This window comes from Nocardioides pini (assembly GCF_026712185.1).
GTDB lineage: Bacteria > Actinomycetota > Actinomycetes > Propionibacteriales > Nocardioidaceae > Nocardioides > Nocardioides pini.
In genome coordinates this window covers 704,959-723,195 of record NZ_JAPPUX010000001.1, presented here as the reverse complement: position 1 = coordinate 723,195, position 18,237 = coordinate 704,959, and the positions used below count along the sequence as shown (strand labels likewise).

At 72.0% G+C, this 18,237-nt stretch carries 18 protein-coding genes; 11 read left to right on the top strand and 7 right to left on the bottom strand.

Going from position 1 to position 18,237, the window contains the following annotated elements; translation table 11 throughout:
* From NYO98_RS03440 to yidC, 3 genes are read left to right on the top strand one after another with little or no spacing between them, the layout of a single operon-like run.
* A complete protein-coding gene (locus tag NYO98_RS03440; protein ID WP_268110125.1) occupies positions 1 to 1,134 on the top strand; it encodes a right-handed parallel beta-helix repeat-containing protein in 1,134 nt (377 codons plus the stop codon).
* Between the two features lie 20 nt (positions 1,135 to 1,154).
* Positions 1,155 to 1,463 (top strand): hypothetical protein, encoded by a 309-nt coding sequence (locus NYO98_RS03435; protein WP_268110124.1) that lies wholly within the window; start codon positions 1,155 to 1,157, stop codon positions 1,461 to 1,463.
* 55 nt (positions 1,464 to 1,518) lie between these two features.
* Positions 1,519 to 2,316 carry a membrane protein insertase YidC gene (gene yidC, locus NYO98_RS03430; protein WP_268110123.1) on the top strand — a complete coding sequence of 266 codons (798 nt, stop codon included), beginning with the start codon at positions 1,519 to 1,521 and terminating at the stop codon, positions 2,314 to 2,316.
* On the opposite strand, the gene NYO98_RS03425 is transcribed toward yidC, so the two are convergent.
* Entirely contained in the window at positions 2,306 to 3,250 is a 945-nt protein-coding gene (locus tag NYO98_RS03425) for an NAD(P)-dependent alcohol dehydrogenase (RefSeq protein WP_268110122.1), read from the bottom strand. The genes yidC and NYO98_RS03425 overlap by 11 nt on opposite strands.
* Positions 3,251 to 3,334: 84 nt before the next feature.
* Here NYO98_RS03425 and NYO98_RS03420 point away from each other — a divergent pair, with 84 nt between their 5' ends.
* Positions 3,335 to 3,991 (top strand): TetR/AcrR family transcriptional regulator, encoded by a 657-nt coding sequence (locus NYO98_RS03420; protein WP_268110121.1) that lies wholly within the window; start codon positions 3,335 to 3,337, stop codon positions 3,989 to 3,991.
* On the opposite strand, the gene NYO98_RS03415 is transcribed toward NYO98_RS03420, so the two are convergent.
* Positions 3,975 to 4,604, bottom strand: a complete 630-nt coding sequence (locus NYO98_RS03415; protein ID WP_268110120.1) for a hypothetical protein — start codon at positions 4,602 to 4,604, stop codon at positions 3,975 to 3,977. The genes NYO98_RS03420 and NYO98_RS03415 overlap by 17 nt on opposite strands.
* A gap of 79 nt (positions 4,605 to 4,683) precedes the next feature.
* On the opposite strand from NYO98_RS03415, the gene deoC reads away from it, so the two are divergent.
* The 3 genes from deoC to NYO98_RS03400 are packed head-to-tail and all read left to right on the top strand — an operon-like array spanning position 4,684 to position 7,969.
* A complete protein-coding gene (gene deoC, locus NYO98_RS03410) occupies positions 4,684 to 5,661 on the top strand; it encodes a deoxyribose-phosphate aldolase (RefSeq protein WP_268110119.1) in 978 nt (325 codons plus the stop codon).
* Positions 5,662 to 5,669: 8 nt separating this feature from the next.
* Positions 5,670 to 7,112, top strand: coding sequence for an aldehyde dehydrogenase family protein (locus NYO98_RS03405; RefSeq protein ID WP_268110118.1), 1,443 nt, complete (start codon positions 5,670 to 5,672; stop codon positions 7,110 to 7,112).
* Positions 7,109 to 7,969, top strand: a complete 861-nt coding sequence (locus NYO98_RS03400; protein ID WP_268110117.1) for an aldehyde dehydrogenase family protein — start codon at positions 7,109 to 7,111, stop codon at positions 7,967 to 7,969. Before NYO98_RS03405 ends, NYO98_RS03400 begins: the two co-directional genes overlap by 4 nt.
* Before the next feature lie 162 nt (positions 7,970 to 8,131).
* Here the strand turns inward: NYO98_RS03400 and NYO98_RS03395 are convergent, their stop codons facing one another.
* Complete coding sequence (locus tag NYO98_RS03395) at positions 8,132 to 9,808, bottom strand: substrate-binding domain-containing protein (protein ID WP_268110116.1); 1,677 nt, start codon at positions 9,806 to 9,808, stop codon at positions 8,132 to 8,134.
* A 98-nt stretch (positions 9,809 to 9,906) separates the two neighbouring features.
* Here NYO98_RS03395 and NYO98_RS03390 point away from each other — a divergent pair, with 98 nt between their 5' ends.
* Positions 9,907 to 10,518: an ATP-binding protein gene (locus tag NYO98_RS03390; RefSeq protein WP_268110115.1), complete on the top strand. Its 612-nt coding sequence runs from the start codon at positions 9,907 to 9,909 to the stop codon at positions 10,516 to 10,518.
* Here the strand turns inward: NYO98_RS03390 and NYO98_RS03385 are convergent.
* Positions 10,508 to 11,584 carry an adenosine deaminase gene (locus tag NYO98_RS03385; protein ID WP_268110114.1) on the bottom strand — a complete coding sequence of 359 codons (1,077 nt, stop codon included), beginning with the start codon at positions 11,582 to 11,584 and terminating at the stop codon, positions 10,508 to 10,510. The two genes, NYO98_RS03390 and NYO98_RS03385, sit on opposite strands and share 11 nt — an antisense overlap.
* A gap of 49 nt (positions 11,585 to 11,633) precedes the next feature.
* On the opposite strand from NYO98_RS03385, the gene NYO98_RS03380 reads away from it, so the two are divergent.
* Entirely contained in the window at positions 11,634 to 12,086 is a 453-nt protein-coding gene (locus NYO98_RS03380) for a MaoC family dehydratase (protein WP_268110113.1), read from the top strand.
* A 76-nt stretch (positions 12,087 to 12,162) separates the two neighbouring features.
* The gene (locus NYO98_RS03375; protein ID WP_268110112.1) at positions 12,163 to 13,383 is read left to right on the top strand and encodes a low temperature requirement protein A; all 1,221 of its coding nucleotides are present in this window, start codon (positions 12,163 to 12,165) and stop codon (positions 13,381 to 13,383) included.
* Positions 13,384 to 13,390: 7 nt separating this feature from the next.
* Here NYO98_RS03375 and NYO98_RS03370 read toward each other — a convergent pair whose 3' ends face one another.
* The 3 genes from NYO98_RS03370 to NYO98_RS03360 form a co-directional block, all read right to left on the bottom strand.
* Positions 13,391 to 14,989, bottom strand: a complete 1,599-nt coding sequence (locus NYO98_RS03370; RefSeq protein ID WP_268110111.1) for a VWA domain-containing protein — start codon at positions 14,987 to 14,989, stop codon at positions 13,391 to 13,393.
* 109 nt (positions 14,990 to 15,098) lie between these two features.
* Entirely contained in the window at positions 15,099 to 16,382 is a 1,284-nt protein-coding gene (locus tag NYO98_RS03365) for a thymidine phosphorylase (protein WP_268110110.1), read from the bottom strand.
* Entirely contained in the window at positions 16,382 to 16,816 is a 435-nt protein-coding gene (locus tag NYO98_RS03360) for a cytidine deaminase (RefSeq protein WP_268110109.1), read from the bottom strand. The genes NYO98_RS03365 and NYO98_RS03360 overlap by 1 nt, the downstream gene beginning before the upstream one ends.
* 185 nt (positions 16,817 to 17,001) lie before the next feature.
* Between NYO98_RS03360 and NYO98_RS03355 the strand changes: the two genes are divergently transcribed.
* Entirely contained in the window at positions 17,002 to 18,120 is a 1,119-nt protein-coding gene (locus NYO98_RS03355) for a BMP family lipoprotein (protein ID WP_268110108.1), read from the top strand.
* Positions 18,121 to 18,237 lie beyond the last annotated feature (117 nt).

Below are 18,237 nucleotides of genomic sequence, written 5' to 3'. Positions count from 1 at the left end.
GTGCGCGCGCTCGCCCTCGCCCTCGCTGCCGGCCTGCTCAGCGCCGCGCCCGCAACGACGTCGTACGCCGACACGGGGCCGCGCACGTGGCGCGTCGGGCCCGACCGCGAGCTGACCACGCCCAGCGCGGCCGCGGCGCTCGCCCGCGACGGCGACACCGTCCTGATCGACCCGGGGACCTACTCCGGCGACGTCGCCACCTGGACGCAGGACGACCTCACCCTCGCCGGCGACGGCGGGCGCGCCCACCTGCGCGCCGACGGCAACGCCGCCCAGGGCAAGGCGATCTGGGTGGTCCAGGGCGACAACACCACGGTGGACCGCATCGAGCTCAGTGGCGCAGCGGTGCCCGACCGCAACGGCGCCGGCATCCGGCTGGAGGGCACGGGGCTCACCGTCCAGCGCAGCTGGTTCCACGACAACGAGAACGGGATCCTCACCGGGGCCGACTCCGAGAGCGACGTCTTCGTCCTGCGGTCCCGGTTCTTCCGCAACGGCTACGGCGACGGCTACTCGCACAACCTCTACGTCGGCGCCGTCCGCTCGCTGACCGTGGCCGGGTGCTGGTTGTCGGACGCCGATACCGGGCACGAGCTCAAGTCCCGCGCCACCGGCAACACGATCGTCGCCAACCGCATCAGCGACGGCGACGCGACCGCCAGCTACTCGATCGACCTGCCCAACGGCGGGAGGTCGCTCGTCGCCGGCAACGTCGTCGTCCAGGGGCCGCGATCGGAGAACCCGACCCTCGTCTCCTACGGCGCCGAGGGCCTGACCAATCCGAGCCACACGCTGTGGGTCGTCAACAACACCTTCGTCAACCGGCGCACCTCCGGCACGTTCGTCGCCCTCGCGTCCGGGGCCCGCGCCCACCTCCGCAACAACCTGCTCGTCGGATCGGGCGACCTCACGTCTGCGAGGGCCGATGCCCGCGCCAACCGTCGCGTCGGGCTCGGCGACTTCGTGGACCCCGCTGGCGACGACTACCGGCTGACGGCGTCGTCGCGGGCCGTCGACCGCGGGGTCCGCGTGCCGTCGCGCTGGCGTGCGCAGCAGCAGTACGTGCACCCGGCCCGCGACGAACGCCGGCCGGTGGTCGGCCGCCTCGACCTCGGCGCCTACGAGCTCGGCTGACCACCCGCTACCCTCGGTCCATGGTCCGAACAGCCGTCGACGTGGCAGCACGCGCGCGCCTCGCGCTCGTGCTCGCCCTCCTCGGCGTCGCCTCGCTCCTCGCGGCGGCCTCGCTGGACCCCACCGCGACCGCCCAGACGGTCGTCGTGGTGACCGCGCTCTCCGCCGCCAGCGCCCTCGCGGGCGTGCACTGCCTGCTGGCCGTGCCGGACGCAGGGATCCACTCCCTCCTGCCCCGCCGCCGCGCCGCCGACATCCCGCTCGTGCTCGCCGGCCGGACCACCGACGTGGTCCACCCGGTGCGTCCGCGCGCTCCTGGACGCGTCTGACCCGTCGCCCCGCGCGACGTCGTGCAGACCCTTCCGCCCGTTCCAGGAGACACCCATGTCACTGCTCGCCCCGCTCAAGCACGCCCTCTCCGCCGTCCTCGCCACGACCCACGACGCCCTCACCGCCCTCGGCGCCTCCCCCGACTCCGCCGTCACCTGGGTGGTCGGCATCGCCTCGCTCGTCGTCCTCGTGCGGCTCCTGCTGCTGCCGTTCGTCGTCCACGGCGTGCGTCAGGCCCACGCCGGGGCCCGCGCCCGACCCCACCTGAGGGAGATCGCGGATCGCTACCGCGGTCGCACCGACGCCGAGAGCCTGCGCGCCCAGATGGACGAGCGTCGCGCCGTCTCGGCCGAGCACGGGGTCAGCCCGCTGGGCTGCCTGCCGGTGCTCGTGCAGCTGCCGGTCTGGATCGCGCTCTACCACCTCGTCTCGGAGGTCGCCCACGGCACGGCGGTCGGCGCGATGGGGCCGGGGCTGGTGTCGTCGTTCGGCGCCGCGTCGGTCGTCGGCGTCTCGCTCGCCGGCCACGGCTACCTCGGCTCCGGGGGCGTCCACCTCGCCGTCGTGGCCGGGCTGGCGCTGACCGCGGCCGTGCTGTCGTACGTCACCCAGCGCTACGTCGTCGCAACCAACACGTCCGTCGAGGGCATGCCCGAGGCGATGGTCGCCGCGCAGCGGATCATGCCGGTGATGTCGGCCGGCGGGATGCTGCTGGCAGGCGGCGTCGTGCCGGTGGCGCTGCTCGTCTACTGGGTGTGCAGCTCGACCTGGACGCTCGGCCAGTCCGCGGCGATCGCGCGCTGGTGGCCCACGCCGGGGACGTCGGCGGCCGCGCGCCGCGTCATGGCGTGACCACGAGGTTGCCGACCTTGCGCCCGGAGTCGACGACCCGGTGGGCCTCGACGACGTCGTCGAGGGGCAAGGCCCGCACGACGACCCGCAGGTCACCGGACGCGACGAGGTCGAGCAGGTGGGTGACGTCGGCCGCGCGCTCGGGCGCCGGGCCGGCGACCACGTCGCGGCGCGTCTGCGCCCGCAGCGTCCCGGCCAGGTCGGCCACCGCGAGCAGCAGCACCCCGCCCGGTGCCAGCAGCGCCCGGCCGCCCGCGACGTCGATGGTGCCGACGGCGTCGAGCACGACGTCGTAGGTCTCGGGCAGGTCCGCGAGCCGCGTGGTGGTGTGGTCCACGACGGACTCGGCACCCAGGTCGCGGACCAGCTGCGCGTTGGCCGCGCTGCACACAGCCGTCACCACGCCGCCGGCGAGGCGGGCCAGCTGGACGGCCGAGGTGCCGATGGCCCCCGACGCGCCGTTGACCAGCACCCGGTCCCCGGGCCGCACCCGGTCGCGCAGGAAGTGCAGCGCGGTCAGCGCGCCGAACAGCAGGCCGGCCGCCTCCTCGTGCGAGACCCCGGCCGGCGTGCGCACGAGCCGGTCGGCGCGCACCGCCGCGAGCTCGGCGTGGGCGCCGAAGCGCATCCCCGTCGTGCCGCAGACCTCGTCCCCGACGGCGAGGTCGACCACGCCCGGCCCGACCTGCTCCACCACTCCTGACAGCACCGCACCCAGCACGGCGCGGCGCGGACGTCGTACGCCGAACGCGAGCCGCGCCATCGGCGCGAAGCCGCGCGGGAAGCGGGCTCCCCGGATCCGGGCGTCCGCCGACGTGACCGCCGCCGCCCGCACCCGCACGAGGACCTGACCCTTGCCGACCTCCGGTGCCGCCACCTCGCGGACCGTCACCACCTCCGGCGGTCCGTACCGCTCCACCACCGCTGCCCTCACGACCCGCTCCTGCCTTACGCCTGTAAGTCCGACGGTCTCGAGGGTAGCCTTACGCCCGTAAGTCGCGCACCTCGAGGAGCCCGCTTGTCCAGACCACCCCTGTCCCGGCGACGCGTCGTCGAGGCGGCCGCCCGCGTCGCCGACGCGTCGGGGCTGGCCGGGGTGAGCATGCGCACCGTCGGCCGCGAGCTCGGCGTCGAGGCGATGTCGCTCTACCACCACGTGGCCGGCAAGGAGGCGCTGCTCGATGGCCTGACCGACTGGGTGTTCGAGCAGGTCGCACTGCCGACCGCCGGCGAGCCGTGGCGCACCGAGATGGAGGCCCGGGCGCGCTCGGCGCGCGAGGTGCTGTCCGCCCACCCCTGGGGCCTCGGCCTCATCGAGTCGCGCCGCTCCCCCGGCCCCGCGACCCTGGGACAGCACGACGCGGTGATCGGGTGCCTGCGGGCCGCCGGCTTCTCCGTCCAGCTCGCCGCGCACGCCTTCTCCGTGCTCGACGCCTACGTCTACGGCTTCGTCCTGACCGAGGTGAACCTGCCGTTCGAGCCGGGCGAGTCCACCGAGGACTTCGTCGACGCGCTCGGTGGCGTGCTCGACGCCTACCCGCACCTCGCCGAGATGGTCACCGAGCAGGTGGCCGGCCAGGACTACGCCTACGGCGACGAGTTCGACTACGGGCTCGCGCTGGTGCTCGACGGACTCGAGGCACGGGTGACGGACGGGCTCAGAGGAAGAAGCTGACCACCAGCAGGAGCGCAGCCACCGCGATCAGCGCGAGCGGGACCATGGCGGGCTCCCGTCGTACGGCGTCGGGCAGTTCGAGCTGCTCCTCCGAGCCGGCCGCGACCCCCGCCCGGTCGCGGGCGGCGTCGACGAGCTCGCGGATCCGGTGCTCCGCCCAGTCGACGTAGGGCATGCCCTCGCGCGGGCCGTCGTCGGACGAGCCGGAGGGGCTGCCGGACGGCGCGGGACCGCGGGTCGTCACCGTCTTGCGCCAGGTGCGGCCCAGCACGGTGCTGACGAACCGCCGTCCGTCGGCGCGGACCGCCAGGACCTGGCGCACGGCGAGCTCCTCGACCGCCGCGAGCCGGATGTGGACCGTCTCGGCGAGGTTGCGCATCACCAGGTGCTCCTCGGTCACCCACAGCGCCGGACGCAGCATCGCGGCCCACGAGACGACGCCGACGAGCAGTGCGACGCCGCCCAGCCAGACGGGGAAGCCGTCGTCCAGGTAGACCACCATGGCCACGACCAGCGCGGCGCTCAGCAGCACGGCCGCCGAGCCGGTGAGCCGCCCGCTGGTGGGCGTGAACCGCTCCACGACGGCCTCGCCGTCGTCCTGCAGGCGTGCCATGGTCTCCTCGCCTTTTTTGGGCAGACATTGGCCCCCTGCGAATTGCCGGGGGCGTCCGGGCCAACTCTATGCTGGGTCGGTGACACCCACTGCCAGCTCCACGGCGAGCTCGACCTCCTCGCACGCCGTCTTCGACGACGTCGTGCGCTCGGACTCCTCGCTCCGCCGATTCCTCCACGGCCTTCCGGGCGTCGACCAGGTCGGGTGCGAGGCCCGGGCCGCCGGTCTGGCCACCCGGTCGATCAAGACCACCTCGAAGGCGTACGCCATCGACCTGGCCATCCGGATGGTCGACCTGACCACGCTCGAGGGCCAGGACACCCACGGCAAGGTCCGCGCGCTCGCGTCCAAGGCGATGCGCCCCGACCCCGCCGACCCGACCTGCCCGGCCACCGCTGCCGTGTGCGTCTACCCCGACATGGTGGCCACCGCCAAGCAGACGCTCGGCGACAGCGGGGTCAACGTGGCCGCGGTCGCCACGGCGTTCCCGAGCGGTCGCGCGGCGATGGACATCAAGCTCGCCGACACCCGCGACGCGGTCGAGGCCGGCGCCGACGAGATCGACATGGTCATCGACCGGGGTGCGTTCCTCTCCGGGCGCTACCTCGACGTCTTCGAGGAGATCGCGCAGGTCCGCGAGGCCTGCGGTGACGCGCACCTCAAGGTGATCTTCGAGACCGGCGAGCTGCAGACCTACGACAACGTCCGCCGCGCCAGCTGGCTCGCGATGATGGCCGGCGGCCACTTCATCAAGACCTCCACCGGCAAGGTGCAGCCCGCGGCGACGCTGCCCGTCACCCTGATCATGCTCGAGGCGGTCCGCGACTTCCGCGAGCAGACCGGGCAGATGGTCGGCGTCAAGCCCGCCGGCGGCATCAAGACCACCAAGGACGCCATCAAGTACCTGGTCATGGTCAACGAGATCTGCGGCGACGACTGGCTCGACCCCGACTGGTTCCGCTTCGGCGCCTCCACGCTGCTCAACGACCTGCTCATGCAGCGCACCAAGATGACGACCGGCCGCTACTCCGGTCCCGACTACTTCACGCTGGACTGAGGCACACCATGTTCGAGTACGCCCCCGCACCCGAGTCGCGAGCGATCGTCGACATCAAGCCGTCCTACGGCCTGTTCATCAACGGCGAGTTCGTCGACGGCAACGGCACGTCGTTCAAGACGGTCAACCCCGCCACCGAGGAGGTGCTGGCCGAGGTCGCCGAGGCGAGCGACGTCGACGTCGACGAGGCCGTCAAGGCCGCCCGCCGGGCCTACACCCGCGTGTGGTCGCGGATGTCCGGCGCCGAGCGCGCCAAGTACCTCTACCGGATCGCCCGGATCATCCAGGAGCGCGGCCGTGAGCTCGCCGTCCTGGAGTCGATCGACAACGGCAAGCCGATCAAGGAGTCGCGCGACGTCGACGTGCCGATCGTCGCCGCCCACTTCTTCTACTACGCCGGCTGGGCCGACAAGCTGAAGTACTCCGGCTACGGCGAGACCCCGCTGGGCGTCGCCGGCCAGGTCATCCCGTGGAACTTCCCGCTGCTGATGCTGGCGTGGAAGATCGCCCCGGCGCTGGCCTGCGGCAACACCGTCGTGCTGAAGCCCGCCGAGACCACCCCGCTGACGGCGCTGCTCTTCGCCGAGATCTGCCAGCAGGCCGACCTGCCGCCGGGCGTCGTCAACATCGTCACAGGCGCCGGCGACACCGGCCGCTCCATCGTGTCGCACCCCGACGTCGACAAGGTCGCCTTCACCGGCTCCACCGAGGTCGGCAAGGCGATCGCCCGCGCGGTCGCCGGCAGCGACAAGAAGGTCACCCTCGAGCTCGGCGGCAAGGCCGCCAACATCGTCTTCGACGACGCCCCGCTCGACCAGGCCGTCGAGGGCATCGTCAACGGCATCTTCTTCAACCAGGGCCACGTCTGCTGCGCGGGCTCGCGCCTGCTGGTCCAGGAGTCGGTGGCCGACGAGGTGATGAGCCGCCTCAAGCGCCGCATGGCCACCCTGCGCGTCGGCGACCCGCTCGACAAGAACACCGACGTCGGCGCGATCAACTCCGCCGAGCAGCTCGCCAAGATCCGCGAGCTCTCCGCCATCGGCGAGTCCGAGGGCGCCGAGCGCTGGTCGGCCCCGTGCGACCTGCCGGCCAACGGCTACTGGTTCGCCCCGACCGTCTTCACCGGCGTCTCCCAGGCCCACCGGATCGCCCGCGAGGAGATCTTCGGCCCCGTCCTGTCGGTGCTGACCTTCCGCACCCCGTCCGAGGCGGTCGAGAAGGCCAACAACACGCCGTTCGGCCTCTCCGCCGGCGTGTGGACCGACAAGGGCTCGCGCATCCTGTCGATGGCCAACCGCCTGCGTGCGGGCGTGGTCTGGGCCAACACGTTCAACAAGTTCGACCCCACCTCGCCGTTCGGCGGCTACAAGGAGTCCGGATACGGCCGCGAGGGCGGTCGCCACGGCCTCGAGGCCTACCTCAGGAACACGGAGAAGGGAGCGGACGCGTGAGCCGCATCGACGTACGCAAGACGTACAAGCTCTACATCGGCGGCCAGTTCCCGCGCTCGGAGTCGGGCCGCTCCTTCGTCGTCAACGACGCCAAGGGCCGCCTGCTCGCCAACGCCGCCCAGGCCTCCCGCAAGGACGCCCGCGACGCCGTCGTGGCGGCCCGCGCGGCCTTCGGCGGCTGGTCGGGCAGGACGGCCTACAACCGCGCCCAGGTCGTCTACCGCATCGCCGAGGTCCTGGAGGGCCGTCGCGAGCAGTTCGAGGCCGAGCTCCGCGCCGCCGAGGGCATCACCCCGGCACGCGCCCGCAGCTACGTCGACGCCGCGATCGACCGACTCGTCTGGTACGCCGGCTGGGCCGACAAGATCACCCAGGTCGTCGGCAACGCCAACCCGGTGGCCGGCCCGTACTTCAACCTGTCGACCCCCGAGCCGAGCGGCGTCATCGCCGTCGTCGCTCCCCGCGGGCCCCTGCTCGGCCTCGTCAGCGTCGTGGCGCCGCTGATCGTCACCGGCAACACCGTCGTCGTCATCGCCAGCCAGGACAACCCGCTGACGGCGATCACGCTCGGCGAGGTGATGGCCACCAGCGACCTCCCCGGCGGCGTGGTCAACGTGCTGACCGGCTCGCAGTCCGAGATCGCCCCGTGGCTGGCCTCCCACATGGACGTCAACGGCATCGACCTCACCGGCGTCGAGGACGCCGAGCTCGCCACCGAGCTCGAGGTGGCCGCCGCCGACAACCTCAAGCGCGTACGCCGTCCCGCACCCGACACCGACTGGCTCGCCGAGCCCGGCCTCGACCGGATGACGCAGTTCCTCGAGACCAAGACCGTCTGGCACCCGATCGGCGTCTGAGCTCACCTACGCAAGAAGGCCCCCGGAGAACCTCCGGGGGCCTTCGTGCGTGCTGGGAGCCGTACTGGGTGGGCGAGTCCGACACGTGTTGGCCGTTGCAACCGCCTCCAGGTGTTGGAGTCCCCGCTCGAGCGGGGACCCCGACAGATGATCGACGACCGATCAGCGGTTGAGCAGGGCCTGGGCCAGCACGCCGAGGATCTCGTTCGGGTTGTTGACGAGGTAGTTCTGTCCCCCGGTCGCGGCGGCGATCTGCTCGAGCTCGCCGGTGTCGGCGTCCTGCGAGATGCCGATGATGATCACCTTGACCGGCTTGGCGGGGTCGCGCAGCGACTTGAGCTGGTTGACGAGCGACTCCAGCGACAGCGAGCTCGAGTCGTCGCTGGCACCGTCGGTCATGATCACCACGGAGTTGAACCACGCCGGGTCCCACATCTCCTGCGCGTGCTTGTAGGCCGCGAGGGTGGTGTCCATGACACCGGTGCCGCCCTTGACCTTGCCGGGCAGGGCGTCGGCCTCGGCGCGGACCTCGTCGCCGTGCGTCTTCCCGTCGGCCGCCGGGGCGTCGAGCCGCTCGAGCGGGGAGTACTCGACGTAGGACGCGCCGTTCTCGCCGCGGTTCTTGGAGAACCCCCAGATGCCGATGCGGGCCTGCGCCGGGAAGGCGTCGAGCGCGACCTGGGAGGCGGTGACCGCCAGCCCGATGCGGGTGGTGTCGCCGATCCCCACCTTCATCGAGCCGGAGAGGTCGACGACCGCCAGGATGCTGGACGGCACCGACAGCACGCGCCACTGGCGCAGCGTGTCGTCCGTGGTCTTCTGGGCGACCTTGGCGAGCACGGGGGCGCTGCCGAGGCCGATGTCGTTGGGCAGCGGGGCGCCGTCGGGGCCGCGGAGCTCGGCGGCAGCGATGGCCTCCACGCCGGCGCTCGAGGCGAACCAGCGACCGAGGGCGCGGCCCACGCGGGCCGACAGGTCGCCGCCGGAGGAGAGGATGTCCTTGCTGCCGCGGTTCACGTCGATCAGCGGGTACTGCAGCATGGGGACGCCGGTCTTCGGCGCCACCAGGGCGAGCTGGTCGTTGCTGCGGCGGGCGGCGAGGTAGGCCTGCTCGGTCGCCGGCACCAGCTGGGTGCTGGAGGCGGTGATCGTCGAGAGGTCGGTCTCGTTGGAGCTGCCGGCCACGGCGCGCTCGCCGTAGGTCTGGGCGACCGGGACGGTCTTCTCCTCGATGGAGAGCGCGGTCTCACCGGTCTTCTTCATCTCGGCGTACGGCGCGAGCAGCGCGAGCGCGGAGGCACCCTCGGCGCTCGGGTCGGCCATCGCCAGGCTGCCGCCGTCGAGGACGGACGCCCAGGAGGCCGGGGCCTTGGCGGCGGGGCCGCCGATGAGGCCGACGGGCGTCTGGGCGAGGACCTCGGCGATCGGCGTACCGGTCCAGCCGGCGCTGGTGAGCTGGCCCTTCCAGGTCGGGCTGTCCGGGATCCAGATCTCGGGGAGCTCGGCGTTCGGGTCGCTCAGCAGCGTGACGACGTCCTTGACCGTCCCGGCGGTGACCTGGATGTCGATGCAGGGCTCGTCCTCGTTGACGTCCTTGACCGCCTGCGCGACCAGGTCCTCCATGACGGGGGCCGTGGTCAGCGTGACCACCTCGGAGATGCAGTCGGCTCCTTGGGGCTCGCCGCTGGCTCCGCGCACCGCGAAGAAGCCGCCGACGCCCACGACGAGCGCGAGCGCGAGTCCACCCAGCACGAAGGTCTTGGCGGGGCGTCCGCCGCTGCCGGAGCCGCCCGTGGTGTCGGGCGCGGCCTCGGGCGCGGTCGAGTCGTCGAGACTCATGAGGGTCCTCCCAGAGGGATGTCGATCGGGGGTCTGGGCGAGACTAAGGTCCAGCCTTTACCCTCCGTGGCCGAACGACGAAATGAGTCCGTAACAAAATGAGCACAGCCCAGGTGGTCGTCCTGGCCGGCCCCAGCGGCGCCGGCAAGTCCCGGCTCGCGGAGCGCCTCGGACTCCCCGTCCTGCGCCTCGACGACTTCTACAAGGACGGCGACGACCCCTCGCTCCCCCGCATCACCACCGGGGCCAACGCCGGCCTCGTCGACTGGGACCACCCGGACTCCTGGCACGAGGCCGACGCCCTCGCCGCGCTGCGCGCGCTGTGCGCCACCGGGCGCTGCGAGGTGCCGATCTACGAGATCGCCCGCAACGGGCGCTGCGGGTCGCGCGTCGTCGACCTCGGCGGCAGCGGCCGCTTCGTCGCCGAGGGCATCTTCGCCCCCGAGGTCGTGGCCACCTGCCGCGAGGAGGGCATGCTCGCCGCGGCCTACTGCATCACCCAGCATCCGCTCGTGACGTTCTGGCGCCGCCTCACCCGCGACCTCCGTGAGCACCGCAAGCCACCGCTCGTGCTCGTGCGCCGCGGCCTGGCGCTGATGCGCGACCAGCAGCGCGTCGTGGCCCACGCCGTCCGCCAGGGGTGTCGGCGGGCGACGGGCGACCAGGCGTACGCCGAGCTGACCGCGAGCAGCGGCGCCGCTACCCGTTGATGAGGGCGGCGTAGCCCGGCTTGACGACCCCGTCGATGATCGCGAGTCGCTCGTCGAAGGGCAGGAACGCCGACTTCATCGCGTTGATGGTGAACCACCGGAGGTCCTCCAGCGAGTAGCCGAACGCCTCGACCAGGCCGAACATCTCCTGGGTCATCGAGGTGCCGCTCATCAGCCGGTTGTCGGTGTTGACGGTGACGCGGAAGCGGAGGTCGGTCAGCAGCCCGATCGGGTGCTCGGCGAAGGACTCCGCGGCACCGGTCTGGATGTTGGAGCTGGGGCACATCTCGAGCGGGATCCGCTTGTCGCGGACGTAGGCCGCGAGCCGGCCGAGCTCGACCGACCCGTCGTCGCCGACGGTGATGTCGTCGATGATCCGCACGCCGTGGCCGAGCCGGTCCGCGCCGCACCACTGGATCGCCTGCCAGATCGACGGCAGGCCGAAGGCCTCGCCGGCGTGGATGGTGAAGTGGGCGTTCTCGCGCTGGAGGTACTCGAAGGCGTCGAGGTGGCGGGTGGGCGGGAAGCCCGCCTCGGCGCCGGCGATGTCGAAGCCGGCGACGCCGCGGTCACGCCACGCGATCGCCAGCTCGGCGATCTCCATCGACCGGGCCTGGTGCCGCATCGCGGTCAGCAGCTGGCGTACGACGATCCTGCCGCCGCTGGCAGCCATCCCCGCGTCGAACCCCTCCTGCACCGCCGCGACGACCTCGTCGAGCGTCAGCCCCCCGCTGACGTGCTGCTCTGGCGCGTAGCGCACCTCGGCGTAGACGACGCCGTCGGCCGCGAGGTCCTCGACGCACTCGCGGGCGACGCGGGCGATCGCGGGACCGGTCTGCATCACCGCGACGGTGTGGTCGAAGGTCTCGAGGTAGCGCACGAGCGAGCCCGAGTCGGCCGACTCGGCGAACCACTGCCCGAGCGACTCTGCTTCGGGGGCGGGCAGCTCGTGGCCGATCTCGGCGGCGAGCTCCACGATCGTCTGCGGGCGCAGCCCGCCGTCGAGGTGGTCGTGCAGCAGGACCTTCGGGGCGGCCTGCACCTGGTCGCGGGTGGGAGTGCTCATCGGGACATCCAAGCAGGGCCCCCGTGGTCGAGCACTAATGTTCGTGCGCATGCGCACCTTCACGACGCTCGACGAGGTCGCCGCCGCCGCCGGGTCCGACATCGGCACCAGCGCGTGGCTGGACGTCGACCAGGCCCGGATCGACGCCTTCGCCGACGCGACGCTCGACCACCAGTGGATCCACGTCGACGTCGACGCCGCCGGCAAGGGCCCGTTCGGCACCACGATCGCCCACGGCTTCCTCACCCTCAGCCTGCTCCCGCACTTCGCCTCGGAGGTCTTCCGGCTCGAGACGCCGGGGGCCCGCCTCAACTACGGCCTCGACAAGGTGCGCTTCCCGAGCCCGGTGCCGGTCGACAGCCGGCTGCGGTCCCACGTGCGTTTCGGTGAGGTCCGCGACCTCGCGGCCGGCAAGCAGCTCGTCGTGGAGCACACCGTCGAGATCGAGGGCCACGACAAGCCGGCCTGCGTGGCCGCCCACGTGGTGCTGCTCCTCGCCTGAGCGACCACCCGGGTCGGCCCGACAGCCCCTGGGACGAGGCTGGTGGCAGCCGCGGGACCGGAGCCACAATGACGGGGTGGCCCAGGTCCGGCAGCCCCGCATCCACCGCCGCGGCGAGGACGAGGAGGCGTCGGTCTCCACGCTCGAGCTGTTCTTCGACCTGGTCTTCGTCTTCGCCCTCACGCAGGTGACCGCGTTCATGGCGCAGGACATCAGCGCGCGGTCGGTGGTGCAGGGCGTCCTCATCGTGGTGCTGCTGTGGTGGGCGTGGACGGGCTACGCGTGGCTGGCCAACGTCGTCAGCGCCGAGGAGCCCGCGATCACCGTCGTGATGCTCGCGGCGATGGCCGCGATGTTCCTGCTCGCGCTGTGCATCCCCGAGGCGTACGACGACGGGGCGGGCGGGCTGGACGGTCCCCTGGTCCTGGCCCTGTGCTACCTCGCCTTCAGGGTCATGCACCTGGTGATGTTCGTCGTGGTCGCCCGCGACGACCCCGTGCTGCGGGCCCAGCTCGCCCGGTTCACCCCCTCGGTGTTCGGGAGCAGCATCGTGCTCCTGGTGGCTGCCGCGACCGAGGGCCCGACCCAGACCTGGCTGTGGGTGCTCGCCCTGGTCGTCGACTACGTCGGCACGGCTCTCGGCGGATCGTCAGGGTGGCGGCTCCCCGCTCCCGGCCACTTCGCCGAGCGGCACGGCCTGATCATCATCGTCGCCCTCGGCGAGTCCATCGTGGCGATCGGCGTCGGTGTGGCGCAGCTGCCGGTCACCTGGCCGATCATCGCCGCGAGCCTGCTCGCCCTGTTCCTCGTCCAGGCGCTGTGGTGGGCCTACTTCGACGTCAGCGCCCTGCTGGGCGAGCACGTGCTCACCCGTGAGCCGGCCGCCACCCGACCGCGCCTGGCACGCAACGCCTACTCCTTCGCCCACCTGCCGCTGATGGTCGGCATCGTGCTGGTGGCGCTCGGCCTGAAGAAGGTGCTGGAGTACGTCGCCGACACCGAGCACCACGACCTCAGCGAGCCGCTGAAGGGCGCGGCCCTCGGTGCGCTGGTCCTCGGGCTGGTGACCTACCTGGTCGCCCACGTGCTGTTCAAGCACCTGGTGACCCACCAGCTCTCCACCGCTCGGCTCGTCGCCGCCGTGGTGCTGCTGGTGGCGTGGGCGCCGCTGCGCGAGGTCCCCGCCCTCGGCCAGCTCGGGGTCGCCCTGCTCGTCGTCGTCGTCGCGCTCGGCAGCGAGGCCGTGGTCCACCGCGAGCGCAGACGCGAGATCCGCTCCGGGCGCAGCGGGCACTGAGCGGGCGTCAGCGCGACAGCACCGCCCGGGCGAACACCCCCAGGATGTCCGTCGGCTCGGCCGCCAAGTAGGCCTCACCGCCGGTCACCCGCGCCATCTGGCGGAGGGCACCGAGGTCGGCGTCCCCGCTGATCGCGATGCCCACCAGGCGCACCGGCCGGTCGGGGTCCCGCAGGTCCTTCAGACGCTGCAGCAGCTGCTCGAGGCTGATGGAGCCGGGGTCCTCGTTCTGGCCGTCGGTCATGAGGACCACGGCGTTGGAGTAGTGCGGGCGGTAGTTCTTCAGTGCCGTGCGGTACGCGGCCAGGGCCGTGTCGTAGAGACCGGTCCCGCCGTCGGTCAGGCTCGGCAGCTCGGCGGCACGCTCACGCAGCGCGTAGCGCTGGGTGCGCCCGAAGCGCAGGTCGTCGAGGCGACGGATGGGCTCGAGCTCGCGCCAGTCCTGCCCCGGACCACCCTTGTCGATCGAGAAGATCCAGAGGCCCACCCGGGCGTGGTCGGGCAGGAAGCCCAGTCCGATGCGGGCCGCGTCGGCCAGCAGGCCCATCCGGGACCCGGTTCCGGTATCGGCGTCCATCGATCCGGACGCGTCGACGACAGCGAGCATCGCCGACGGAACGCTGAGCTGGCTCCAGGAGTAGACCGCTTCGGCGATCGCCGTCGCCGCGGGCGGTCGCAGGAACCCGTCACGGTCTCCGCTCGGCGCGTGAAGCTCCTCGTCGGAGATCAACGAGCGCCCCACCTTGCCGTTGAGGTGCGCGGCGAGCGAGCGCGCCAGCGCACGCGACCCGGGGGCGGCATCGTCGGCGACCATGAGGGGGAAGTCGAGGACCGGAGCGCCCACGGGCGGGGTCAGGTCACGGAGGTCGGCACGCCCCGCCTCGGTCAGCAGCTGCTGCTCGGTGGTGACCACCAGCCGCGGTGACCTGCGCGGGAACATGGCCGGCTGCACCGTGGCGTCCTCTCCCGCCACCGTTCGCGCGCCCTGGGCCTGCGCGAAGGGCACCATGATCTGCCGGGCGGCGTCCCGGGTCCGGCCCACCATGTCGGCCTCGGCCTCGGGCGCGGTCACCGCGAGGGCGCCGGCGATGGACGACTCCGGGCTGGGCACGGACACCAGCCCCGATGCCTCGGCGTCGCCCCACGTCGCGAACTGCCGCGCGGCGTTGCCACCCGCGAGGACCACAGGCGTCTGAGCCAGGCTCTTCACCAGCAACCGGGGTCGGGGGGCATCGCCGAGGAACGCTTCGGTGGCCACGAAGTGCGCCTCCGGGATCCAGACGTCGGGCAACCTGCTGCCCAGCGACGCACCACGGGCGACCTCCATGCCCGGCCGCAGGGCGGGGTCGACCTGGACGCAGTCGGGCGTGACGTCCGCGAGCGCGGCCACCACCACGCCGTACATCTCCGGGGCGACGGCGAGGTCCACCCGCTGGAACTCGGCGCACCCGTCGTCAGCGGCCGTGGACCCGCCGTCGTCGCGCGACAGCGCGAACCACGTCACGCCCGCGCCGACGGCCAGGCCGGTCACCAGCACCAGGACCGTCAGGACGGCGGTGGACATCATCGTGGCGCGGCCGGGCCCGCGCTGATCGTTGCTCTGCATCGGGTCCCCCAAGATCCCTAAGGTAAAGAAACGCTAAGGAGGAGGCCCGGGAAGCCGGTTGCTACCGGCCGGTCATCACCAAGGTTGGGGAGAGCGCGCGCGGTCCGTCTCAGCCGATGCGGTCGAGCACGATCTGCGTGCCGACACCGGCGGTGTCGCCGCCGATGTCGAAACCGCCCTCGAGCGAGGCCAGCGCCCGCTCGAAGCGCTCCGGCTCGTCGGTGAGCAGCGTGAACAGCGGCTCGCCCTCCGTGACGTCGTCGCCGGGCCGCGCGTGCCAGACGACGCCGGCACCGGCCTGCACCGGGTCCTCCTTGCGAGCCCGGCCCGCGCCGAGGCGCCAGGCGGCCATCCCGACCGCCATCGCGTCCAACCGGGTGAGGGTGCCGCTCGACGGCGCGGTGACCACGTGCGACTCCTTCGCCTCGGGAAGGGCCGCGTCCGGGTCGCCGCCCTGGGCGCGGATCATCGCCTTCCACACGTCCATGGCCGAGCCGTCGGCCAGCTTGTCCGCCGGGTCGACGTCGTCGCGCCCGGCGCCGGCGAGCATCTCGCGGGCCAGGGCCAGGGTCAGCTCGACCACGTCGGAGGGACCGCCGCCCGCCAGGACGTCGACGGACTCCTGCACCTCGACGGCGTTGCCCGCGGTCAGCCCGAGCGGCGTGGCCATGTCGGTGAGGAGCGCCACGGTGTGCACGCCGGCGTCGGTGCCGAGCGCCACCATCGTCTCGGCGAGCTCGCGTGCGGAGCCGAGGTCCTTCATGAAGGCCCCGCTCCCGACCTTGACGTCGAGCACCAGGGCACCGGTGCCCTCCGCGATCTTCTTGCTCATGATCGAGCTGGCGATCAGCGGGATCGCCTCCACGGTGCCGGTGACGTCGCGCAGGGCGTACAGCTTCTTGTCGGCCGGGGCGAGGCCGTCGCCGGCGGCGCAGATCACGGCGCCGACGTCCTCGAGGATGGCGAACATCTCCTCGTTGCTCAGCGCCGCGCGCCACCCGGGGATCGACTCGAGCTTGTCGAGCGTGCCGCCGGTGTGGCCGAGGCCGCGGCCCGAGAGCTGCGGGACCGCGACGCCGCACGCGGCGACCAGCGGGGCGAGCGGCAGGGTGATCTTGTCGCCGACACCGCCGGTGGAGTGCTTGTCGGCAGTCGGGCGCGACAGCGAGGAGAAGTCCATCCGCTCCCCCGAGGCGATCATCGCGCCGGTCCAGCGCGAGATCTCGCGGCGGTTCATGCCGTTGAGCAGGATCGCCATCGCGAGCGACGACATCTGCTCGTCGGCGACGTCGCCGCGCGTGTAGGCGTCGATCACCCAGTCGATCTGGCTGTCGGTGAGCTCGTGCTTGTCGCGCTTGGCGAGGATCACCTCGACGGCGTCGTGGGCAGCCACTACTGGGGTCCTTCCGCTGCGGTGTCGGCCACGTGGGCCAGGTCGTCGGGTCCGAAGGCGTCGGGCAGCACTTCGGACATGGGTCTCACGCCCGAGACGGTCCAGACCAGCAGGTCACGGCCACCGTGCTCGAACAGGAGCTGGCGGCACCGGCCGCACGGCATGATGATCTCACCCTCGCTGTTGACGCAGACGAAGTGCGTCAGACGGCCGCCGCCCGTGGCGTGCAGCTGCGAGACCACGCCGCACTCGGCGCACAGCACGACGCCGTACGCCGCGTTCTCCACGTTGCAGCCCACCACGACCCGGCCGTCGTCGGCCCGCGCGGCCGCTCCCACCTTGTAGCGCGAGTAGGGCGCGTAGGCCCGCTGCATCACCTGCACGGCCCGCTCGCGGAGCCCGTCCCAGTCACCCTGCTGCCAGCTGTCGTCCACGCGGTCACTATGGCGCATACGGGGAAGCCACGGTCTTTGGCAGGTTCCGCCGAAAGTCGTCCGGTGACTTTTAGGTCTCAAACGCATTTCAGAAGTTCCGAACCGCGTGACGGGGTGCGCCACGGCAGGCATCATGCTCCCGGACAGCTGACCCCACCCCGGGGTGCACGAACTTGGAGGCATTTGTGTTGAAGACGAGGAAGGTCGTCTCGAGCGGCCTCGTGGCGCTGCTGGCGGCCGCGACCCTGGCTGCGTGTGGTGACGCGCCCGAGGAAGACACCGACACCGGGAGTGGCAACGACAGCAGCGCGGCGGCGAGCGACTTCCTGCCGTGCATCGTGTCCGACGCCGGTGGTTTCGACGACAAGTCGTTCAACCAGCTGGGCTACGAGGGCGCCAAGCAGGCCGCCGACGAGCTGGGCGTCGAGCTCAAGGCCGTCGAGTCCAACAGCGAGAACGACTACGGCCCGAACCTGGAGAGCCTGGTCGGCGAGGGCTGCGACGCCATCGTGACCGTCGGCTTCGCCCTGGCCGCGGCGACCAAGGAGTCGGCCGCCGCCAACCCCGACATCGAGTACGTCCTGATCGACGACTCCGCCGACGGCGGCGACGACGGCCAGACCTTCGACGGCAAGGCCGACGTCGAGAACATCAAGCCGCTGCTCTACAACACGGCGCAGGCCGCGTTCCTCGCCGGCTACGCCGCTGCCGACTACACCGAGACCGGCAAGGTCGGCACCTACGGCGGCATGCCCTTCCCGACCGTCACCATCTTCATGGACGGCTTCAAGCAGGGCGCCGAGTACTACGCCAAGGAGAAGAAGAAGGACGTCGAGGTCGTCGGCTGGGACGGCAAGAACGGTTCCTTCACCGGTGGCTTCGAGGCCAACGAGGCCGCGACCAGCACCGCCAAGCAGATCCTCGACCAGGACGTCGACGTGATCCTGCCGGTCGGCGGCCCGATCTACCAGGGCGCGATCACGGCGATCGAGGACTCGGGCAAGGACATCGCGATGGTGGGCGTCGACGCCGACCTCTTCGAGACCGACCCGACCACCCAGGACTACGTCATGACCTCGATCCTCAAGGACATGAAGGTGTCCACCTACGAGGCGATCATGGCTGCCGGCAACGACGAGTTCGACTTCGAGCCCTACATCGGCACCCTCGAGAACGACGGCGTCGGCATCGCGCCGTTCCACAACTTCGAGGACAAGGTCAGCCCCGAGCTGGCCGCTGAGCTCGACGAGGTGAAGGCCGGCATCATCGACGGCTCCATCAAGGTCGAGTCCTACCTGGGCTGATCACCCGCACGCTCCACGACGGAGGGAGGCCGACGGATTCGTCGGCCTCCCTTCTCCGTGTCGAGGTCCTCCTCGCCCGGCTCCCGGGCGCCTCCGTACCAGACCCCGGTCCAGACC

Excerpts from the sequence above, each read along its gene's own strand:
- NYO98_RS03435 (WP_268110124.1), top strand. The coding sequence starts at position 1,155 with ATGGTCCGAACAGCCGTCGACGTGGCAGCACGCGCGCGCCTCGCGCTC.
- yidC (WP_268110123.1), top strand. The coding sequence starts at position 1,519 with ATGTCACTGCTCGCCCCGCTCAAGCACGCCCTCTCCGCCGTCCTCGCC.
- NYO98_RS03415 (WP_268110120.1), bottom strand. The coding sequence starts at position 4,604 with ATGGCACGCCTGCAGGACGACGGCGAGGCCGTCGTGGAGCGGTTCACG.
- NYO98_RS03405 (WP_268110118.1), top strand. The coding sequence starts at position 5,670 with ATGTTCGAGTACGCCCCCGCACCCGAGTCGCGAGCGATCGTCGACATC.
- NYO98_RS03395 (WP_268110116.1), bottom strand. The coding sequence starts at position 9,808 with ATGAGTCTCGACGACTCGACCGCGCCCGAGGCCGCGCCCGACACCACG.
- NYO98_RS03390 (WP_268110115.1), top strand. The coding sequence starts at position 9,907 with ATGAGCACAGCCCAGGTGGTCGTCCTGGCCGGCCCCAGCGGCGCCGGC.
- NYO98_RS03385 (WP_268110114.1), bottom strand. The coding sequence starts at position 11,584 with ATGAGCACTCCCACCCGCGACCAGGTGCAGGCCGCCCCGAAGGTCCTG.
- NYO98_RS03380 (WP_268110113.1), top strand. The coding sequence starts at position 11,634 with ATGCGCACCTTCACGACGCTCGACGAGGTCGCCGCCGCCGCCGGGTCC.
- NYO98_RS03370 (WP_268110111.1), bottom strand. The coding sequence starts at position 14,989 with ATGCAGAGCAACGATCAGCGCGGGCCCGGCCGCGCCACGATGATGTCC.